The sequence below is a fragment of the Sporosarcina sp. ANT_H38 genome, from assembly GCF_008369195.1.
Taxonomy (GTDB): Bacteria; Bacillota; Bacilli; order Bacillales_A; family Planococcaceae; genus Sporosarcina.
This window is the reverse complement of record NZ_VOBC01000001.1, coordinates 2013327-2035004: the sequence shown is the minus strand read 5'-3', so window position 1 is coordinate 2035004 and position 21678 is coordinate 2013327. Positions and strand designations below refer to the sequence as shown.

At 41.5% G+C, this 21678-nt stretch carries 18 protein-coding genes; all 18 read left to right on the top strand.

What is annotated here, in order from left to right:
• Positions 1 to 81 precede the first annotated feature (81 nt).
• The gene (locus FQ087_RS09610) at positions 82 to 1638 is read left to right on the top strand and encodes an ABC transporter ATP-binding protein (RefSeq protein WP_149580227.1); all 1557 of its coding nucleotides are present in this window, start codon (positions 82 to 84) and stop codon (positions 1636 to 1638) included.
• Entirely contained in the window at positions 1628 to 2674 is a 1047-nt protein-coding gene (locus FQ087_RS09605) for an ABC transporter permease (protein WP_149580226.1), read from the top strand. The genes FQ087_RS09610 and FQ087_RS09605 overlap by 11 nt, the downstream gene beginning before the upstream one ends.
• Position 2675: 1 nt before the next feature.
• The gene (locus tag FQ087_RS09600) at positions 2676 to 3635 is read left to right on the top strand and encodes an ABC transporter permease (RefSeq protein ID WP_149580225.1); all 960 of its coding nucleotides are present in this window, start codon (positions 2676 to 2678) and stop codon (positions 3633 to 3635) included.
• A gap of 456 nt (positions 3636 to 4091) precedes the next feature.
• Positions 4092 to 5411 (top strand): EF-P 5-aminopentanol modification-associated protein YfmF, encoded by a 1320-nt coding sequence (yfmF, locus tag FQ087_RS09595; RefSeq protein ID WP_149580224.1) that lies wholly within the window; start codon positions 4092 to 4094, stop codon positions 5409 to 5411.
• A 2-nt stretch (positions 5412 to 5413) separates the two neighbouring features.
• Complete coding sequence (yfmH, locus tag FQ087_RS09590; protein ID WP_149580832.1) at positions 5414 to 6709, top strand: EF-P 5-aminopentanol modification-associated protein YfmH; 1296 nt, start codon at positions 5414 to 5416, stop codon at positions 6707 to 6709.
• Positions 6709 to 7443 (top strand): elongation factor P 5-aminopentanone reductase, encoded by a 735-nt coding sequence (ymfI, locus tag FQ087_RS09585; RefSeq protein ID WP_370456046.1) that lies wholly within the window; start codon positions 6709 to 6711, stop codon positions 7441 to 7443. The genes yfmH and ymfI overlap by 1 nt, the downstream gene beginning before the upstream one ends.
• A 135-nt stretch (positions 7444 to 7578) precedes the next feature.
• Positions 7579 to 8376: a DUF3388 domain-containing protein gene (locus FQ087_RS09580; protein WP_149580223.1), complete on the top strand. Its 798-nt coding sequence runs from the start codon at positions 7579 to 7581 to the stop codon at positions 8374 to 8376.
• A gap of 16 nt (positions 8377 to 8392) precedes the next feature.
• A complete protein-coding gene (locus FQ087_RS09575) occupies positions 8393 to 9268 on the top strand; it encodes a helix-turn-helix domain-containing protein (RefSeq protein ID WP_188006691.1) in 876 nt (291 codons plus the stop codon).
• Between the two features lie 50 nt (positions 9269 to 9318).
• Positions 9319 to 9897 carry a CDP-diacylglycerol--glycerol-3-phosphate 3-phosphatidyltransferase gene (gene pgsA / locus FQ087_RS09570; RefSeq protein WP_149580221.1) on the top strand — a complete coding sequence of 193 codons (579 nt, stop codon included), beginning with the start codon at positions 9319 to 9321 and terminating at the stop codon, positions 9895 to 9897.
• 14 nt (positions 9898 to 9911) lie between these two features.
• Positions 9912 to 11165: a competence/damage-inducible protein A gene (locus tag FQ087_RS09565; protein WP_149580220.1), complete on the top strand. Its 1254-nt coding sequence runs from the start codon at positions 9912 to 9914 to the stop codon at positions 11163 to 11165.
• A 176-nt stretch (positions 11166 to 11341) separates the two neighbouring features.
• Positions 11342 to 12400 (top strand): recombinase RecA, encoded by a 1059-nt coding sequence (gene recA / locus FQ087_RS09560; RefSeq protein ID WP_149580219.1) that lies wholly within the window; start codon positions 11342 to 11344, stop codon positions 12398 to 12400.
• Between the two features lie 247 nt (positions 12401 to 12647).
• On the top strand, positions 12648 to 14213 hold the full coding sequence (gene rny / locus FQ087_RS09555) for a ribonuclease Y (protein ID WP_149580218.1): 1566 nt from the start codon (positions 12648 to 12650) through the stop codon (positions 14211 to 14213).
• A 65-nt stretch (positions 14214 to 14278) separates the two neighbouring features.
• The gene (locus FQ087_RS09550) at positions 14279 to 15076 is read left to right on the top strand and encodes a TIGR00282 family metallophosphoesterase (protein WP_149580217.1); all 798 of its coding nucleotides are present in this window, start codon (positions 14279 to 14281) and stop codon (positions 15074 to 15076) included.
• Between the two features lie 86 nt (positions 15077 to 15162).
• Positions 15163 to 15435, top strand: a complete 273-nt coding sequence (locus tag FQ087_RS09545; RefSeq protein ID WP_149580216.1) for a stage V sporulation protein S — start codon at positions 15163 to 15165, stop codon at positions 15433 to 15435.
• Positions 15436 to 15820: 385 nt separating this feature from the next.
• Entirely contained in the window at positions 15821 to 17362 is a 1542-nt protein-coding gene (gene miaB, locus FQ087_RS09540; protein ID WP_149580215.1) for a tRNA (N6-isopentenyl adenosine(37)-C2)-methylthiotransferase MiaB, read from the top strand.
• A complete protein-coding gene (locus FQ087_RS09535; protein ID WP_149580214.1) occupies positions 17362 to 17793 on the top strand; it encodes a YlbF/YmcA family competence regulator in 432 nt (143 codons plus the stop codon). Before miaB ends, FQ087_RS09535 begins: the two co-directional genes overlap by 1 nt.
• A gap of 122 nt (positions 17794 to 17915) precedes the next feature.
• Positions 17916 to 18482: an outer spore coat protein CotE gene (cotE, locus tag FQ087_RS09530; RefSeq protein WP_255452194.1), complete on the top strand. Its 567-nt coding sequence runs from the start codon at positions 17916 to 17918 to the stop codon at positions 18480 to 18482.
• A 623-nt stretch (positions 18483 to 19105) separates the two neighbouring features.
• The gene (gene mutS, locus FQ087_RS09525) at positions 19106 to 21673 is read left to right on the top strand and encodes a DNA mismatch repair protein MutS (protein WP_149580212.1); all 2568 of its coding nucleotides are present in this window, start codon (positions 19106 to 19108) and stop codon (positions 21671 to 21673) included.
• Positions 21674 to 21678: the final 5 nt, after the last annotated feature.

Here is a 21678-nt window from a genome sequence, read left to right as displayed (position 1 = left end):
ATAGAATAAAAGATACCATGCAAGGACTCTTTTCTTGTATTAATTTATTCTTACATAGGCAAAAGTGAGGGAGTGAATCCGGTGGAATATGTTATTGAGATGCTGAATATCCGAAAGGAGTTCGGTAGTTTTGTTGCGAACGATGATATTACCCTTCAGCTTAAAAAAGGTGAAATACATGCTTTATTAGGCGAGAACGGAGCAGGGAAATCTACGTTAATGAACGTGCTCTTTGGTCTTTATCAACCTGAAGGTGGAGAAATTAGGGTACGTGGAAAAGCAACTGCGATTACAGATCCAAACGTCGCGAATAGTTTGGGCATCGGAATGGTTCACCAACATTTCATGCTTGTTGAAAATCTAACAGTTACAGAAAATATCATTCTTGGCAATGAACCCAAAAAAATGGGCATGATTAACGTTAAAGATGCTGCGAAAAAAGTGGCTGAAATTTCGAAACTATACGGCCTTGATGTGGACCCTTATGCAAAGATTGAAGATATATCAGTTGGTATGCAACAACGAGTAGAAATATTGAAAACGCTTTATCGTGGAGCAGAAATTCTGATTTTCGATGAACCGACTGCATCTTTAACACCGCAAGAAATCACTGAACTGATTTCAATTATTAAGAAATTGATTAACGAAGGAAAATCGATTATCATCATCACCCACAAACTTCAGGAAATAATGGATGTGTCCGATCGAGTGACCATTATCCGTAAAGGTAAAGGGATTGGGACAGTTATTACTTCAGAAACAAACCCACAAGAGCTTGCGACATTGATGGTGGGGCGTCAAGTGACATTCAAAACGGAAAAAGGACCATCATATCCGGCCGAAGAAGTTCTTCGTGTTGAAAACTTAGTTGTGGATGATTACCGTGGAGTTCCGAAAGTAAAAGGCTTAAATCTTTCCGTCCGTAAAGGTGAAATCGTAGGAATCGCGGGAATTGACGGCAATGGGCAGTCTGAATTGATCGAGGCAATTGCAGGTCTTCGAAAAGTGAAGAGTGGAAAAGTGTTCATAGATTCAAAGGATGTCACTGGGAAAAAGCCACGTGACATAACAGAATCCGGTCTCGGGCATATTCCGCAAGATCGTCATAAGCACGGCCTTGTTCTTGATTTTTCTGTCGGGTACAATGTGGCATTACAAACCTATTATAAAGAACCTCTATCCAAAAAGGGCATTATGAATTATAAACTCATAACTAAAAAAGCAAAAGAAATCATCGAGATGTTTGACATACGGACACAAGGTGAGCATGAGTTAGCTCGTTCGCTTTCAGGTGGTAATCAGCAAAAGCTCATCATTGGACGCGAAGTGGATCGTAACCCAGAGTTACTAATTGCTGCACTCCCAACTCGCGGTCTTGATGTTGGTGCAATTGAATTCATTCATAAAAGATTAATAGAACAACGTGATAACGGCAAAGCGGTTCTTCTAATTTCATTCGAACTAGATGAGGTCATGAACGTTTCTGATCGAATTGCAGTTATTTACGACGGAGTAATTGTTGATACAGTTATTCCAGCCGAAACAACAGAGCAGCAACTCGGCCTTCTCATGGCAGGTCAAGCCAGAGATAAGGCTACTGTTACGCTGAAAGAAGGTGATGATAGCCATGTCGAATAGGATAATAAATATACTGGTACCCATCATCTCGATTATTCTTGGATTGCTAGTGGGAGCAGCAGTAATGTGGTTCAGCGGATATGATCCGGTTGCTGGCTATATCGCATTATGGAACGGAATTTTCGGTGATATGTATTCAATCGGAGAAACAATCCGACAAATAAGCCCATATATACTAGCAGGTCTCGCAGTTGCTTTTGCATTCCGATCCGGGCTTTTCAATATTGGGGTGGAAGGACAATTAATTGTCGGTTGGTTTGCGGCGGCATATGTCGGTGTGGCATTTGAATTGCCAAAAATCATTCACTTACCACTGGCACTTATTGCAGCTGCATTAGCAGGAGCGCTATGGGGACTGATTCCGGGTATTTTAAAAGCAACGCTTCAAGTACATGAAGTTATCGTAACAATAATGATGAACTACATCGCACTTCATACAGTAAATGCGTTGATAAAGGCGGTTTCTGATGGTGGATACAAAACAGAAAAAATTCATCAGACTGCATCGCTGCGTTCCGATTTCTTATCTAATCTGACTGATTTCTCAACATTACACTACGGAATCTTCGTCGGACTAGCAATGGTTGTGGTCATGTGGTTCATTTTAGAGAAAACAAAAACCGGGTTTGAGCTTAAATCGGTCGGATTTAACGACCATGCTTCTCAATACGCGGGAATGAACGTGAAAAAGAACATCATTCTTTCAATGGTTGTTTCCGGTGCTTTTGCTGGACTTGGAGGTGCAATGGAAGCGCTTGGAACATTTGGTAATATGGTAAGTCGCAGTGGGTTCACTGGCATTGGATTTGACGGGATCGCTGTCGCCTTACTAGGTGCCAATACGCCACTTGGTGTTATTTTCGGAGCATCTTTGTTCGGATCATTGAAATATGGTGCCGGCAATATGCCGAATGAAGCAGGAGTGCCAGTTGAAATTGTTTCAATTGTCATTGCACTTATCATATTCTTTGTTGCATCTGGCTATATCATTCGAGTTCTTCTTAGCAAGATGAAAAAGAAAAAGGAGGCAAAATGATATGAGTTTTCTTGAGATACTTTATTTCATCATTCCGATAACCATTTCATATGCTGCCCCTCTTATTTTCACTGCAATAGGAGGAATGTTCTCGGAACGTGCTGGAGTTGTTAACATCGGACTTGAAGGACTTATGGTTATGGGTGCTTTTATCGGTATTTTATTCAATCTATTTTATGCTGATACATTTGGATCTTGGACACCATGGCTCGCCTTACTTGTAGCGATGGTTGTTTCCGCAATCTTCTCCATTATGCACGCGGTCGCATCGATTACATTTCGTGCTAACCAAGTGGTATCAGGTGTTGCTATCAACATGCTGGGGATTGCCATTGCGTTGTTTACTGTGAAATTGATTTTTGACAAAGGGCAGACTGATTTCATCCAACAAAGTATTCCACGTTTCAACGTTCCAATTTTACATGAAATTCCGTTTATTGGACCGTTATTTTTCACAGCTATTTACGGTTCATCGATATTGGCAATATTGCTTGCTTTTCTTGCATGGTTCATCATTTATAAAACGCCATTCGGCTTGCGTCTCCGTTCTGTAGGAGAACATCCAATGGCCGCCGATACAATGGGCATCAATGTGACGAAAATCCGCTACATTGCTGTTATTATCTCAGGTGGTCTTGCAGGTATTGGTGGTGCAATCTATTCTCAAACTATGACGAATGATTTCAGTCATGCGACGATCAATGGACAAGGGTTCATGGCACTTGCTGCATTGATCTTTGGTAAATGGCACCCGATTGGCGCAATGGGAGCGGCATTATTCTTCGGATTCGCGCAAGCACTTGCTATCAGTTCCTCGGGTATTTCATTCTTGAAAGATGTACCAGATGTATATTTACACATTTTACCATACGCATTGACAATCCTTGCGCTTGCAGGGTTCATCGGAAGATCGCAAGCACCGAAAGCGGTAGGAGAACCTTATATCAAAGGAATTCGTTAAAAAATGAAAATGTCCCGATAGTCTGATACATTGGACTTAGGGGCATTTTTTGGTTTATTGCCACGTCTGTTGATTAACCATAGAGAATGCAACAGCCGCCAAAATTGCATCTTTAGTTGCTTTTCTATAGGTACGAAGTCAGCTATTCTTTCGTCCCGAAATGCTTCAGCACTCTGTCTACTTATGCATTTGGAGTGCGACGGATGAAGGTCAACCACACTTTTTCCGTTAATCATAATAGAAGTCATTCAATCTAAAGCAATCGAAAAACAAGTAGCGGCTATGGAGTGATCAAGTTATTTATTGGTTACTTTTGGGTAAACAACAGACATGGTCTATTTCATATGAATTTCAGCATAAGTTAAGATGCATTCACCAGTTTATTTGCATCTTTAGACTTATGGAATGTATAGTGAAGTGAGGATTCCGCATATTAACTAAAACAGAGGTGTTTATATGTTCAAAAAGGTTGAGTTACAAGAGGGTGTCACATTATATATCCGCAAGTCAGAGCAGTTCAAAACAGTCAATTTCTCGGTCAAGTGGAAAACAGCACTTGATGAAAAGAAATCGGCTCTTCGTGCAGTGTTGGCGAATGTCTTAGAAGAATCAAACGGGCGATACCGGTCACAAACGGATTTCCGCAATGCGTTAGATGAATTATATGGAACAGTATTGTACACAGATGCTGGAAAACGTGGGGAAACCCATATGGTGTCTCTATCCGCTGAATGTGTAAATGACGAATATCTATCAGAAGGCGGCGTGCTTGAAGAAGTGCTGAGCTTGATCAAGACAGTCATTTTTGACCCGAATGTAGTTGACGGACAGTTCGATGAAGCAGTTGTCAACCGTGAAAAAAGGTCTGTGAAAGAGCGAATTCGTTCGCTTTACGATGACAAGACACGATATGCCCAGAAGCGTATGCTTGAAATCTTACGTCCTGATAGCGCCGCATCCGCACCATCTTATGGAACGGAAGAGGAAGTAGACGCACTTACTTCTGCAGAATTATTTACAGCATATCAAAGTATGTTAAATGAAGATGAAATTGATATCTACGTTGTGGGTGACATTGACGAAGATGAAATGACAGAAAAAATCAGGTCGTTACTGACATTCAAGAGCCGTAAAGTGCTTGGACGTCAAAAGGCTACACAACAAAAGGCTACACAACAAACGGCTACACAAGAAACGGCTACACAAGAAACGGCTACACAAGAAACAGAAGTCCGTCATGTTCGCGAAAAACAAGACATGAAACAAGGGAAACTTCATTTAGGCTTCACTACGCCTGTTACATTCAAACATCCTGATTATGCAAAAATGCAAATGACAAACGGAGTTTTCGGTGGCTTTGCGCACAGCAAGCTTTTCATTAACGTCCGTGAAAAAGAAAGCATGGCGTATTACGCATCCAGTTCTTATTCTTCCCATTATGGACTTCTCTATGTAATGGCAGGAATCGATGCTGAACTTGAAGAAAAAGCCGTAAATCTAATTAATGCTCAACTCACAGCACTTCAACAAGGTGAAATTACAGACCTTGAAATGGAACAGACAAAAGCATTACTTGCGAACGGTATTAAAAGTGCATTTGATTCTGCAAGAGGGCAGATCGAAGTGTTTGATCAATACAAAGAGCTTGATGAAAATTTCACAGCAGACACAATCATTACAGGCTGGGAATCCGTAACAAAAGATGATATTAAAAAGATGGCATCTGAAATTAAACTAGAAATCGTCTATCTGTTATCGGGCAAGGAGGCTAATTAATGATGAAGAATATTCACTTCGATAATTTACAAGAAACATTATATAATGAAAAACTCGACAATGGATTGGACGTCTATATTTTACCTAAACGCGGATTTTCAAAAACATTCGTGACGTTCACAACTAAGTATGGTTCAATAGACCGGACATTTATCCCACGAGGAAAAACAGAAGCTGTGACGGTTCCGGATGGTATCGCTCATTTCCTTGAACATAAAATGTTCGAAAAAGAAGATGGGGACGTATTTCAAAAGTTTAGTGTGCATGGTGCATCCGCAAATGCGTTTACTTCATTCACTCGAACTGCTTATTTATTCTCCGCTACGGATAAGTTGTATGAAAATACAGAGACTCTTCTCGATTTTGTGCAGGAGCCGTATTTTACGGAAAAAACGGTTAACAAGGAAAAGGGTATTATTGCCCAGGAAATAACGATGTATGATGATCAGCCTGATTGGCGTCTCTATTTCGGTGCAATTGAAAACTTGTTCCATGAACATCCAGTGAAGATTGATATCGCTGGTACAGTCGCGTCTATTCAAGATATCACGGCGGACTATTTGTATGAATGCTATGAAACCTTCTATCATCCGTCCAATATGGTTCTTTTCGTTGTAGGTGCTGTAGACCCGGCTGAGATGATGGCTTACATCAAAAAGAATCAGGAAGCGAAAACATTTGATGACCCGGCGGAAATTGTACGCAGTTTCCCTACAGAAGTGGACACTGCAGCTATCGCTAATCGTACACTTGCCATGGATGTATCGAAGCCGAAATTAATAATGGGTATGAAATGCAATAACACTGATATCGATGGCGAGGAAATGCTTATTCAGGAACTTTCAGCCGGTCTTGTCCTGGATAGTTTGTTTGGTAGATCTTCTGAATTCTATACGAATACGTATAATGATGGGCTTATTGATGAGTCATTTTCTTATGATTTCACGATGGAGAATGGATTCGGTTTCGCAATGATTGGTTCTGACACAGACGAGCCGGAACAACTCGAAAAAGCAATTCAGCAGACAGTGAAAAACACTGTGGAAACTTGGCCAATTACTGACCTAGAACTTAATCGGATGAGGAAAAAGAAAATTGGTCAATTCATGCGCTCATTGAATTCACCGGAGTTTATCGCAAACCAGTTTACGCGCTATACTTTTAACAACATGAATTTGTTTGACGTTGTTCCAACACTTGAGAAGTTAACGCTCGAAAATTTGAAAGATGCCTTCCAAACGTTTTCATATGAAAGCGGACATACAGTCTTTTCAATCATTCCTGCAGATAAGGCCTAATGAGAGTGCAGAAATACTGCATTGTACTTGGTGCATCGGGTGGAATAGGCGATGCGATTAGTCGACTATTAGCGTCTACAGGCTGGTCGCTGTTCCTTCATTACAATGAAAATGCTGTACATGTTGAACTTTTGCAAAAGGAGCTCATTGCGGCATATCCACAATCGGATTTTCAAACAGTCCAAGCAGACTTTAGTTCACAAGACGGAGCAGAATTACTCGTCAAAAAAGTTCGCAATGTTGGTGCTGTTGTTGTTGCAAATGGACAATCGATGATGAAACTATTGACGGAAACGACCGCTAATGACATGGATGCATTATGGAAAGTCCATGTACAAAATCCAGCTCGATTTATAAGTCTTGTATCTCCTCAATTACGCAAGTTTGAGCAATCTTACATTGTAATGATTGGTTCAATTTGGGGCAATACGGGGGCAGCGGGAGAAGTGATGTATTCCGCTGTGAAGGGGGCGCAACACGCATTTGTGAAAGCATATGCAAAAGAAGCGGCCTTTTCAGGAATGCGTGTCAACGCTGTGGCACCAGGCTGGATTGAAACACGTATGAATAGTGATATCCCAATGGATGAACGACAGATGGTAATCGACGAGATACCACTTATGCGTACTGGGACACCAGAGCATGTTGCTGAAGCAGTTAATTTCTTGTTAAGCGGCAAGGCAGATTATATGACAGGTGAAATAATGAAAGTGAACGGCGGCTGGTATATATAAATTTGAGAAGGGGATTAATATAATCCCCTTTTTCCTTTTCATAATGCGTTTTATCAGCTATCATAGAACTATATTACTTCTTGTGCGTCATATAGTAGTGCGTGTTCAAAAAATGGACAAAGGAGTGTGTGTCGGATGGGTGAATGGTATCTTGAATACGAAATTCAGGTTAACCGACCTGGTCTTCTGGGTGATATATCGTCGTTGCTAGGAATGCTACGCGTGAACATTGTTACAATTAATGGTGTTGATGGCGGGCATCGCGGAATGCTGCTGCGGGCTGACAACGATGACCAGATTGCACGTTTTGAACAAATCGCCGAGACGATGGAAACAATTCATGTGAAAAAAATCCGTGAGCCGAAGTTACGTGATATTTTAGCGGTCCGACACGGACGTTATATACAGCGTGATGTAGACGAAAGGAAAACATTCCGTTTCCTTCGCAGTGACCTTGGGATTCTTGTTGATTTCATGGCTGAAATATTCAAACAGGAAGGTCATAAATTGATTGGTGTTCGCGGGATGCCGCGAGTGGGCAAGACTGAATCAGTCGTGGCTGCAAGTGTTTGTGCCAATAAAAAATGGATTTTTCTTTCCTCGACGATGATTAAGCAAACGTTGAGAAAAAATTTGGCGGGTGATGAATTTTCGAAAGATAATATATTTATCTTAGATGGAATTGTTACACGTAAGGCAGAGGACGAGCGTCACATGCAACTAGTCAGAGAAATGATGCGAATGCCTTCTATTAAAGTAGTAGAGCATCCGGATATGTTCGTTCAGCATTCTGAATACAACATTGAAGATTTTGATTATATTATTGAATTAAGAACAGATCCAGATCAAGAAATTACATATGAAATGATGGAAAAAAACGATATGATGTCCGACCATGGAATGACGGATGGGTCGGGTTTATTCAACTTCTGATAGGCAGGTGTTTTTGGTGACAGGATTAGGTGATCGTCTCAAGCAGGCGAGAAAAACTAAAGGATTTACATTAGATGATTTACAGTCAATAACGAAAATACAGAAACGGTACCTTTCTGGTATCGAAAATGAAGATTACAGCATGATGCCTGGGTCTTTTTATGTACGGGCATTCATAAAGCAATATGCAGATGCAGTAGATCTTGATCCCGACGAAATGCTATCCATGTATAAAGACACGTCTTCTGCAGTGTCATCGGAAGAAGAGGCAAGCCAGCTTACTCCTACGACAATGACGCGTAAAAGGGGTTTGAAAAGTAATGATAAACTAAATGAAATGATGCCGAAAATCATTGTTGCATTATTTATTATCGTGATTATAGTTGTCATGTGGACCCTTTATCAAGGAAAATCTAATAACAATCAGGGAAATGTTGATAATGATACTACTAATGAGCCAGTAACATTGGAAAACAGTAAGCCGGATCCTACTGAGAACGACAAAGAAAAAGTAGAAGAAAAGCCTGTGGAAGAAGAACCTGAAAAAGAACCTGAAAAACCGCAACAAGCTCTTGCTTTTGAAAGTGCAAGCGGAGAAACATCTGAGTATGCACTTACTGGAGCAGAATCATTCCAACTTGAAATCCGTCTAACTGGAGGATCTTGGATTGGTGTTAAAGATAATGCCGGAAAAGAATGGATGACACCTGCACGTATTATGCAAGCAGGGGAATTGGTTGAATTTGATGTGACGGCTACAGACTCAGTTCGAATCCGAGTTGGACGTCCTAAGTCTACAGAAATTTACGTGAACGGTGAGTTGCTTGAATATGGCGTACCTGCCCAAGATAACGTCCCACAAAATATTATGATTAAATACAAGAAAGAGTAATAGTCATCTACTTCAGATGACTATTTTCTTTGAAAGGAATGGTGTATTTTATGAATTTGCCAAATAAAATAACCGTATCACGCGTTCTGCTCATTCCAGTTTTTATGGTTTTCATGCTGGTTGATTTTAAATTGGGCACGATAACACTCGCTGGTACTGAAATGATGAAAGAACATTTAATTGGTGGACTTATTTTTATTGTTGCTTCTATAACTGATTGGCTTGATGGTTATATCGCTAGGAAAAATAATCTTGTTACAAATATGGGGAAATTTCTGGATCCGCTTGCGGACAAATTATTAGTTTCTGCAGCTTTCATCATACTTGTTGAACTTGGAACAGCACCTTCATGGATTGTCATCATCATTATCAGCCGTGAATTCGCTGTGACAGGCCTTAGGCTTATCCTTGCAGGCGGCGGGGAAGTCGTCGCGGCCAATCAACTCGGGAAAATTAAGACAGTAGCACAGATCTTGGCAATAACATCATTGTTGTTGAATAATATATTTTTCGAATCGATTGGTGTACCTTTCGGTGTCATCATGCTTTATATCGCACTGGTATTTACAATTTGGTCTGGATTCGACTATTTCTACAAAAATAGAAAAGTGCTGCTTGATTCGATGTAAGGGGATGAGAAGTTATGAAAGCAGAAATTATTGCGATTGGTTCTGAGTTATTACTTGGACAAATTACGAATACGAACGCTAAATTCATTTCATTAAAACTTGCGGAAATTGGCATTGATGTCCATTATCAGACAGTCGTTGGTGATAACCCAGATCGATTGAATGAAGTCATTGAAATTGCAAGGAAACGTGCGGATATTTTAATCTTTACAGGTGGACTCGGGCCAACGAAAGATGACATGACAAAAGAAACAATTGTAAAGCATATTGGCACAACGCTAGTTAGCGATGACGAGGCGCTTCTTTATATTCAGCAATATTTCGAGCGCAGTGGTCGGGTTATGACAGAGAACAATAAGAAACAGGCGCTAGTTTTTAAAGGCGCGAAAGTCTTAGCGAACCGAAAAGGAATGGCACCCGGGATGGCAGTGGAAAAAGATGGCGTGCGATATATCCTTCTGCCAGGACCACCGCATGAAATGGAGCCGATGTTTACGGATGAGGCGATTCCTTATTTGTTAGGTGTTACTGGCAAACAGGAAGTCATCACTTCGCGTATCCTGAAGTTTTATGGTATTGGCGAGGCTGAGCTTGAACACCAGATTCAGCCCATTTTGGAGAAACAGACAAATCCGACAGTTGCACCGCTAGCAACGGCCGACGCAGTCACGTTACGCCTCACTGCAAAAGCACAAACGACCGATGCAGCGATGAAGCTAATCGCGCCTTTGGAAGAAGAAATTCGTTCACTCGTTGGTGAATTCATCTATGGCACGGATGATGATACATTGTCATCCAAGGCTGCGGAACTCCTAATTCGAAACGGTTGGACAATAGCCGCAGCAGAAAGTCTGACGGCAGGCCTATTTATGGCAGAACTGGCCGGTGAACCAGGGATTAGTTCGTCACTCGAAGGTGGCATTGTTGTTTACAATGAGAAATCGAAAGTGGAACAACTTGGTATTGAGCAGTCTATACTTGCGGAGTATGGTGTCGTCAGTGCAGAATGCGCGGCCGCTCTTGCGGTAAACGTAAAACGTACGTTCAAAACGGATATCGGAATAGGTCTAACGGGTGCGGCAGGCCCAGATCCACATGATGGGAAGCCGGTCGGCACTGTGTGGATTGGTATTGCTTCTACAAATGCAGATACAGAGACATTTAAGTTGTTGCTGTCGGGTTCAAGAAACGCAAACCGTCTCAGAGCAGCAAGATTTGCGCTCTATTATCTCATAAAACACTTAACTGAAAAAGAAGTGCAAAGTTAATTTTTAACCCTTATTTTCAGTTAAAAATGCAAAACGCCCTTGTATTCTCACTAATATATTCAATTCAAGAAAACGAATCGAATAAATGTTCGCTTTTTGGTTGAGTATTTCTCATTAAAGGAGTATACTAGAGATAGTAAGAAAAACAGAAACATTATCTTGAGGGAGGAAATAAATTGAGCGATCGTAAAGCCGCCTTAGATATGGCGTTAAAACAGATTGAAAAGCAATTTGGTAAAGGATCTATTATGAAACTGGGTGAAAAAACAAACCTGGAAGTTGAAACTTCTTCGACAGGCTCCCTTGCACTCGATTCTGCACTCGGCATAGGTGGGTATCCACGTGGACGAGTTATTGAAATATACGGACCTGAGAGTTCGGGTAAGACGACTGTTGCTCTTCATGCCATCGCAGAAGTACAAGCAGCCGGAGGAACAGCGGCATTTATCGACGCTGAGCATGCGCTTGATCCAGTTTATGCCCGTAAATTAGGCGTTAATATCGACGAGTTACTACTTTCCCAGCCTGATACGGGAGAGCAAGCACTTGAAATCGCTGAAGCGCTTGTAAGAAGCGGTGCAGTTGATATTTTTGTTGTTGACTCCGTAGCTGCACTTGTTCCCAAAGCGGAAATTGAAGGGGAAATGGGAGATTCGCATATCGGATTACAAGCCCGTCTCATGTCACAGGCTTTACGTAAACTTTCCGGTGCCATTAATAAATCGAACACGATTGCGATCTTCATTAACCAAATTCGTGAAAAAGTTGGTGTTATGTTCGGTAGCCCTGAAGTAACTCCAGGTGGACGAGCATTGAAATTTTACTCTTCCGTACGTCTTGATGTAAGACGTGGAGAAGCGATCAAACAAGGCAATGATATAGTGGGAAATAAAACACGAATCCGCGTTGTGAAAAATAAAGTTGCACCTCCGTTTAAAACAGCGGAAGTTGATATTATGTACGGAGAAGGAATTTCTAGAGAAGGAGAAATCATCGATCTTGGTGCTGACTCCGAAGTTGTCCAAAAAAGTGGATCTTGGTATTCCTATGAAGGAGAACGACTTGGACAGGGACGAGAGAATTCGAAGCAGTTCTTGAAGGAAAACCCGGATATCCGTGCGGAAATCGCCAATAAAATTCGTGAGTCTTATGGACTTGCTACCTCAAACTATGTTATTGGAGCTCATGACGTAGATGAAGATGAAGAGTTGGAACTTTTGCTAGGTGAAGAATAAGTTATACAGAAAGCCGATCCGTCCTCTTGGTAGGGCGTGATCGGTTTTTGTATATTCTCCGAAAAAGACTACTAATACTTCGAGAATAATGGGTCACAAAGACCTGTGTATCCTTGACATGTCAAATTTAGATAGATACAATTAGAATTGTATAATTTCATACCATTGAAATGAATTTGGCAATATGTTGAACGTTGATATATGAGCCGACTGAAAATGAAAAGAATAGCAGGAGGAGGTGACCTAGATGTTAGTAGTACTACAAATGATCATCTCCGCTTTGCTCGGTCTGCTCGTTGGTGCTGTTGTTACCAATTCCTTTAATAAGAAAGTGAACGATTCAAAAGTGACTGGTGCCAAATATACGGCAGAACAAATCGTCGAAGAGGCGAAGCGTGAAGCGGATGCTCTTAAAAAAGAGGCACTACTAGAAGCGAAAGATGAAACTCACAAACTGAGAATTGAAGCGGAATCAGAGATTCGTGAACGAAGGGCGGAATTGCAAAAACAAGAAAGCCGTCTTCTGCAACGGGAAGAAAATCATGACCGCAAGGATGAAGCTCTCAATAAAAGAGACGCTGGTCTAGAGCGCAAAGAAGAAGCGCTTACAGGAAGACAACAGCATATCGAACAGATGGAACTCAAAGCGGAAGAACTTGTTTCTGTTCAGAAATCTGAACTTGAAAAAATATCATCTCTGACACGTGATGAGGCGAAAAGGCTCATCCTTAGTGAAGTCGAGAAAGAACTTGCTACAGATATCGCGGTTATGACGAAAGAGGCAGAACAACGAGCAAAAGAGGAATCGGATAAGAAATCTCGTGAAATTCTTTCCATAGCCTTGCAACGTTTTGCAGCAGACCATGTTGCTGAAACTACTGTATCGGTAGTAAATCTACCGAATGATGAAATGAAAGGCCGTATTATCGGTCGTGAAGGACGTAACATCCGAACACTTGAAACATTGACAGGTATTGACCTGATCATCGATGATACACCAGAAGCGGTCATCTTATCAGGCTTTGATCCGGTACGCCGGGAAACTGCTCGACTTGCACTGGAGAAACTCGTGCAAGATGGGCGAATTCACCCAGCACGAATTGAAGAGATGGTTGATAAATCGAGGCGTGAAGTGGATGAACTTATCCGCGAAACTGGAGAACAGACAACTTTCGATATTGGCATTCATAATCTACACCCAGATCTTATTAAAATCATTGGAAGATTACGTTTCCGCACGAGTTATGGTCAAAATGTCCTGAAGCATTCGACAGAAGTTGCTTATCTAGCAGGCTTGTTGGCGGCAGAACTTGGAGAAGATGTAACGCTCGCACGACGTGCTGGACTCCTACATGATATCGGAAAAGCGATTGACCATGAAGTAGAAGGCAGTCATGTTGAAATTGGTGTTGAACTTGCAACCAAGTACAAAGAACATCCTGTGGTTATTAACAGTATCGCATCCCATCACGGGGATACAGAAGCGACATCAGTAATTGCCGTATTGGTTGCAGCAGCAGATGCATTATCCGCTGCAAGGCCGGGAGCGCGTAGTGAAACGCTTGAAAACTATATCCGCAGGCTGAAAAAACTTGAAGAGATTTCTGAATCGTACGACGGCGTGGAGAAATCATTTGCAATCCAGGCAGGACGCGAAGTTCGAATTATTGTCCGCCCAGACCAAATCGATGATATTACAGCCCATCGTCTAGCGCGAGATATCCGGAAACGGATTGAAGAAGAACTCGATTATCCAGGACATATTAAAGTAACGGTCATCCGTGAAACACGGGCGGTCGAATACGCAAAATAAAGAAAAAAGGGGTTTCCGTGCATTTCGGTCCGGGAGCCTCTTTTTCTATTGGGAGAGATTATTTAATGAGAGTATTATTTATAGGTGATATTGTAGGGTCGCTAGGACGAGATATGGTTTTTGACTATTTACCACGCCTCAAAAGGAAGTACAACCCTGATGTTATTATTGCGAATGGGGAAAATGCAGCTGCTGGAAGAGGAATTACAAAAGCGATATTTGATGACCTGCTACGTGCTGGAGTAGATGTTGTAACGATGGGGAATCATACATGGGACCAAAAAGAGATTTATGATTTTATCGATGACACAGATTATCTTATCCGTCCTGCAAATTTTTCAGATGATGCGCCTGGTAAAGGGATGACAACGATTTCACGTAATGGTGTGACGTTATCAATCATCAATTTGCATGGTCGAACATTTTTACCTCCGCACGGCGATCCGTTTGAAAAGGCAGAAGAATTGGTAGCGGAAGCAAGAGAAATTTCTCCGCTAGTTTTCGTCGATTTTCACGCCGAAGCGACAAGTGAGAAAATAGCAATGGGTTGGCATCTTGATGGGAAGGCCTCTGTTGTTGTAGGAACGCACACGCACGTCCAAACAGCGGATGATCGCATTCTACCAGGTGGAACAGCCTATTTAACTGATGCAGGTATGACGGGCCCATACGATGAGATCTTAGGTATGAAAAAAGAAGACGTCATCTATCGTTTCCGTACGAATTTACCAGTTCGTTTTGAAGTTCCGAAAACTGGACGCACCCAGTTAAACGGACTCTTTGTCGTATTGGATGATGAAAAAGGACATGCAATAAGAGTTGAACGAGTGGCCATAAATGCCGACCGTACATTCAAAGGCTAAGACGTGTCTAAACATCCCCTCCGAATCATAGGATGGTTTATGGAGATATCCGTTCCATAGACATCGAAAAATAAGGAGGAATCATGTTGAACCCATTGAAAGTATCATCTCGCTCGAATCCGAATTCTGTTGCAGGAGCACTCGTTGCAGTTATTCGGGACCAGGGATATGCAGAAATGCAGGCTGTAGGTGCTGGTGCATTAAATCAGGCAGTAAAAGCAATTGCAATTGCACGTGGATTCGTCGCTCCAAGTGGTGGAGATCTCATCTGTGCACCGGCCTTCACTGACATTGAGATTAACGGTGAAGGACGTACGGCATTAAAATTACTTGTTGAAAAACGACAGCGTAATATGTAAATTAGAAAGATTCAGGACCACGGGATGCATTAATTTCCTGTGGTCTTTTAGGTTTATCCTGCATTTACGGTCAGTGGGACTCTCGATTCGAAGTCTTTAAGAACACGAGAAGAATAAGTGGAGGTCAACTGCTCGTAAAAGGGCGAATGGTTAGTGTCAACGCGGATGGATTGTTGTTCGATACTCCCTGTTGGTTAATTAGGTGAGAGAGATTAAAATTCATCCCTCCTTTTTGAAGATTAAGGCATCACTACAAAAAAGTCATTTATTAACTGTGACAAACAACCGACAATGCTATCTCTTCTTGTACAGCTGGTCTACAATTAAGTATAATGAAATCATATCTGTAAACTCCGAAGGCTTCGTAGGAAAGGGGACAAGTTAAATGAATGAGGAACAGCGACTGAATGATGAGCTATTGAAACCTAATCTAGTAAAATCTGCTGAAAAAGACTATAGCCAGTATTTTCAGACAGCCTATGCACCGCCTTCATTGAAAGATGCGAAAAAACGCGGTAAGGAAGAAATTACTTATTACGATGATTTTGAGATTGAAGAACGCTTTCGTGGAATGGGGACAAACCGAAAGTTTTATATACGGACTTTTGGCTGTCAAATGAACGAACATGATACAGAAGTAATTGCGGGTATTTTGATGGGACTAGGCTACGAACCTGCAGACAGCGTTAAAGATGCTAATCTCATATTGCTTAATACATGTGCCATTCGGGAGAACGCGGAAAATAAAGTGTTCGGGGAACTCGGCCATTATAAACCGCTAAGACAGAAAAACCCTGATGTATTAATTGGGGTATGCGGCTGTATGTCCCAAGAGGAATCGGTTGTTAATAAAATTTTGAAAACGTATGATCAAGTTGATATGATTTTCGGTACACACAATATCCATAGGTTGCCTAACATTTTACATGAGGCATACTTATCAAAAGAGATGGTTATCGACGTATGGTCAAAGGAAGGCGATATCATCGAAAACCTCCCGAAGGTCCGACACGGCAACATCAAAGCGTGGGTCAACATTATGTACGGCTGCGATAAGTTTTGTACGTATTGCATCGTTCCATATACGCGGGGGAAAGAACGTAGCAGAAGACCTCAGGATATCATTCAGGAAGTCCGGCAGTTAGCAGCACAAGGGTATAAGGACATAACGTTGCTTGGTCAAAATGTCAATGCATATGGCAAGGATTTTGATGATATTGGTTATCGTTTCGGCGATTTAATGGACGAAATAAGAAAAATCGATATTCCGAGAATCCGTTTCACAACGAGCCATCCACGTGATTTCGATGACCATCTTATTGAAGTGCTTGCAAGGGGCGGCAATCTCGTCGACCATATCCATCTTCCAGTTCAATCAGGTTCTAGCGATATATTGAAAATTATGGCACGGAAATATACTCGTGAACACTACCTTGAGCTTGTACAAAAAATTAAAAAAGCTATCCCTAATGTTAGCTTAACGACAGATATTATCGTCGGATTCCCGAATGAAACGGACGAGCAATTCGAAGAGACAATGTCTTTATACAGGGAAGTCGGGTTCGATATAGCTTATACGTATATTTATTCACCGCGAGAGGGTACACCGGCAGCGAAGATGGCTGACAATATCCCGATGGAAGTGAAAAAAGAACGTCTTCAGCGATTAAATAAGCTGGTGAATGATTTATCGGCGGAAGCGATGAAACCATATAAAGGACAAATCGTTGAAGTCCTCGTCGAAGGTGAAAGTAAGCGGAATACAGAAGTGCTCGCAGGCTATACAGCGAAAAATAAATTGGTCAATTTTAAAGCCCCCCGATCTGCTATCGGGAAGATAATTAAAGTGAAAATAATTGAGGCCAAAACATGGTCACTCGACGGTGAGTTTATCGGCGTCGTAGAAAAGGAAAAGGTGATGTCATAATGGAAAAAATCTATACTAAAGACGAAATTATCGCAAAGGCACGTGAAATTGCAGTAATGATTGCTAATACGGAACAAGTTGAGTTTTTCAAGCGCGCAGAAGAACAGATAAATGAAAACCAAAAAATTCGTGAAAATATCGCGAGCTTGAAATCATTGCAAAAGCAGGCAGTCAATTTCCAACAGTACGGAAAAGAAAGAGCGTTGGGTATTATTGAAGGTAAAATCGAAAAAATTCAAAGTGATATAGACGAAGTTCCGATTGTTCAGGAATTTAAACAATCACAAGGTGAAGTGAATGATTTACTCCAACTTGTATCGAACACAATCGCAAATACTGTTACGGATGAAATCATCAAAGCAACAGATGGCGATATAAGACGCGGAGAAACTGGTTCTTATGTGAAAAATACGACATATGAAAAACTATAATAGAGTATACCAATCGGTAGGAAAAATTTCCTGCCGATTTTTTTCACTCTCTGGGCTTCTCTTGCATAGAATGGATTGAAGCGAATGGAGGAGGAATCGAACTGAAAAATTTACGTCAGATCGTGACGAAGACGGTTATTGCTAAAGGGAAGAAGCGGACCGAAACGACTGTTACATTGAAGCCGCCGAATGGACCGACAAGTATACTCGGATGTTGGGTTATCAACCATACACATCAGGCGAAAAAAGTCGGTAAGTTCATCGAAGTTACCGGGAAGTTCGACGTCAATGTTTGGTATTCCCATCAAGATCATTCCAAAACGTCAGTCTTTACGGAGTCAATTCCTTACAAAGACCGGATTCGTTTGCATTATCGAGACGAGCCGACATCGGGGCATGAAGAAATCATTGTTGATGTTGTCCAGCATCCGAATTGTACTGAGGCAATCATTTCCGAATGTGGTGAAAAGTTCTGTATCACGATTGAACGTGAATTAGTTGCTGAAGTTGTGGGTGAAACAAAAGTTTGTATTACGGTGCACCCGCAAAGTTTCGAAGAGGAATGGTCAATCCGAGATGAATCATCATCTCATGAACATGGCAACGCTTCAGTACATGAGCAAGTGCGAGGCAATGATCAAGGACCAGGGAACAATCATAAACAAGGAAGAGAATCATCGTCATTTTGAGAGCCGGAAAACACACCGGCTTTTTTTTCGTTTTGATGTGATTTTGGGGAGTTGTAATTAAGCATCGATCATAACCCGGATTTGTTGTAATTTCAGAGCAACCCACGTAAATTATAGACACATCGAATCTTTCTTGGCTCAAGTTTGTTTAGTTTTTGAAGATCACAAAAATCACACAGAAGATGGGCTCTTCGTTGCCCAATTTTGTTGTAATTCCCGCACAGCCCGCGTAAATTACACAAACAGCGGACTCTTCGTTGTCCGATGTTTGCTTAGATTTTTTGAAGATCACAAAAATCACGCAGAAGATGGGCTCTTCGTTGCCCAACTTTGTTGTAATTCCCGCACAGCCCGCGTAAATTACACAAACAGCGGACTCTTCGTTGTCCGGTGTTTGCTTAGATTTTTGAAGATCACAAAAATCACGCAGAAATCGGACTCTTCGTGGTCGAAGACATTTGCTTAGATTTTTGAAGATCACAAAATCACGCAGAAATCGGACTCTTCGTGGTCGAAGACATTTGCTTAGATTTTTGAAGATCACAAAATCACGCAGAAATCGGACTCTTCGTGGTCCGATTTTGCTATAATATAAAAAACAGTAAACGTAAAGAGGTTAAACAATGACAACTCACACACCAATGATTCAGCAATATTTAAAAGTGAAATCGGAGCATGAAGATGCATTCTTATTTTTTAGATTAGGTGATTTCTATGAACTATTTTTTACTGATGCGGAGAAAGCGTCTCAAATTCTTGAAATTACATTAACAAGTCGGGATGCTGGTAGTCGCGATCGGATTCCGATGTGCGGTGTACCGTATCATGCGGCTGCAGGTTATATTGAAACCCTCGTACGTAAAGGGCATAAAGTGGCTATTTGTGAACAGACGGAAGATCCAAAATTCGTGAAGGGCATTGTCAAAAGGGAAGTCGTTAAGATCATTACCCCTGGTACGATGACTGAAGGGAAAACAATTGATGCAAATACGAATCATTTCATTGGTTCCGCCGACATTATAGATGGCAACAAGTATGCACTCGCTTATCTTGACCTGGCGACTGGTGAGGGGAAAGTGGAGTGTGTTGAAGGCGATGAGCGGACGCTGATTGCAGAAATTGAGGCACTGGGTATGAAAGAGGTTGTTGTCGATGAAGGACTGCATCTCGCTCTCAGTGACAGCATGGCAAAACGTAATATTGTATTGTCCATCGAGTATGGAGAAGAGCAGTTCGAAACTGAGGATTTATTCGGCGCTATTCCACCCGATGTCACAGAAGCATGTAGCATGCTTGTCTCCTATGTAAAGCGTACACAGAAAACGGCACTTGATCATATACGTCCATTTGAATTTATTCAGAAACAAACGAAACTATCCATTGACGCCAATTCAATGCGCAATCTGGAACTGATCCAATCTATCCGGAACGGCAGTAAGGATGGCACACTTTACTGGCTACTTGACGAGACAGTGACAGCAATGGGTGCTCGTAAATTGAAAATGTGGATTCATCAGCCACTCGCTGAAAAAAGAGCAATTGAAAACCGACTAGATGCAGTGACTGAACTGATAGAAGAATTTTTCCTGCGGGATGAACTGAAGACGAGCTTGAAAGAAGTATACGATTTAGAGCGGCTCGCCGGACGAATTTCGATGGGCAGCGCGAGTGGAAGAGATCTTGCACAACTTCGTAACTCACTCCGTCGTGTCCCAAACATTAAAAAAGCGCTTCATGAATCAGAAAGACCGCTACTTAATCAGTTTTCAGAACGAATTGACGGTTGCGAAGAAGCGCTACAAATTCTTGAATTGGCCATTGCTGAAAATCCTCCACTATCGGTTAAAGAGGGCGGCATTATTAAGGACGGCTACGATCAAAAACTCGACCAATACCGTGATGCATCAAAAAATGGTAAGGCATGGCTTGCAGAACTTGAACGCGAGGAGCGCGAGCGGACAGGCATTAAATCATTAAAAATAGGGTACAACAGAATATTCGGCTATTATATTGAGATTACAAAATCCAATATCCATCTTGCCGATTTGGAACGATATGAAAGAAAGCAGACGCTTGCGAATGCTGAACGTTACATAACTCCTGAATTGAAAGAGAAGGAAGACCTCATTCTGAATGCAGAAGCGGAAGGACAAGAACTTGAATATCAATTATTCAGCTTAGTCCGGGATTCCATGAAAACCCATATTCGTCATATCCAGCATCTCGCCAGTGTATTAAGCGAACTGGATGTTCTTCTTTCATTCGCAGCGGTTTCGGAAAAACGTAACTATGTCAAACCTGTATTTCGTGATGAGAAATCTTTGGAAATTAAAAACGGTCGCCATCCAGTCGTTGAAAAGATGATTGACCATTCCCTTTATGTTCCTAATAACTGCAAATTGACTGAAGAAGCAAATATGCTACTGATCACTGGACCTAATATGTCCGGTAAAAGTACATATATGCGACAAGTGGCCCTCATTGTTGTAATGGCACAGATTGGTTGCTATGTCCCTTGTGATCAGGCGTTACTCCCTGTCACCGATCAGATATTCACAAGAATTGGGGCTGCGGATGACCTGGCATCAGGACAAAGTACATTTATGATGGAAATGATGGAATCACAATTCGCTATCGCAAACGCAACTGCACAAAGTCTTCTTCTTTTTGATGAAATCGGACGTGGGACTTCAACATATGATGGCATGGCATTGGCGCAAGCGATGATGGAACATATTCACAATGAAATCGGTGCAAATACACTATTTTCTACCCATTATCATGAACTTACCAATTTAGATAAAGAACTGTCCAGGCTTGAAAATGTCCATGTTGCCGCGATGGAACAGGATGGTAAAGTCGTCTTTCTCCATAAAGTGATGGCAGGACCGGCAGATAAAAGTTACGGAATTTACGTTGCAGATCTTGCAGGTCTACCTGAATCGCTTCTCAACCGTGCTAAAACATTACTTATTACATTTGAAAATGTAGAAAAACAAACGGTTCGTGAAGATGAACCACAACAACTGAACTTTTTTGATATCCAAAATGAAGAGCAGTCTACCTTGTCAGCAGATGAACAAGAAGTGTTAACTGGTCTGAATGATGCCGATTTACTTAATATGACACCGTTTCAAGCACTGCAATACATCCATGAATTGAAAGAAAAGCTCAGACCTAAGAAAGGGTGAGACCG